Source organism: Campylobacter troglodytis, assembly GCF_006864425.1.
GTDB lineage: Bacteria > Campylobacterota > Campylobacteria > Campylobacterales > Campylobacteraceae > Campylobacter_D > Campylobacter_D troglodytis.
This window is the reverse complement of record NZ_QHLI01000220.1, coordinates 1-568: the sequence shown is the minus strand read 5'-3', so window position 1 is coordinate 568 and position 568 is coordinate 1. Positions and strand designations below refer to the sequence as shown.

1 pseudogene is annotated in these 568 nt (G+C 31.3%); it reads right to left on the bottom strand.

Annotation, left to right across the window (positions count from 1 at the left end):
• A pseudogene (locus DMC01_RS12730) lies at nt 1-182 on the bottom strand (type IVB secretion system protein IcmH/DotU); the annotation flags it as partial.
• Nucleotides 183-568 lie beyond the last annotated feature (386 nt).

Sequence of the window (568 nt, the reverse complement as noted above, 5' to 3'; positions counted from 1 at the left end):
ACAAACTGTTCTTTCAAGCCTTCTATGGTGCTTGCTTCAAGCGAGCTTAACTTAGACAGTCTAAAAGTTAGTAAAAAAAGCCCCAAGGCTAGATCCACTGCCTTATTTCTTTTAAGCCCACTTAGCTCGGTACTTAAAAGTAAGCTTGGTATGTTTAAATTCTGAGTGTTTTCTTCTTCCATAGTTTGTCCTTGAATTTAAAGCCTTCTTTGAATTTAAGTTTTATGTCTTGCCTTTGAATTTAAGTTATTTGCTTTTAAATTCAAGTTTATACACCGTCCTTGAATTTTTACTTTTAAATTCAAGCTTTTTTCTCAGAGCTTGAATTTAAATCTTTCTTTGAATTTAATTTCTTTTAAGCCCTTGTTTTAAATTTAAATTCAGCTTGCTAGTTCTAAGACATACAAAAACAGTTTAACACCCCTTAAAAGAGTTTAAAACACAGCTAAGTTTTAAAATGCCCTTAAAGCGCCCTTGAATTTAGCTAAAACACAGCCCAAAATTTTAGATCAGCTTCTTTTATATTATTGGTTATATACAAGCTTAACACAGTTTCTCCCTTAAATTC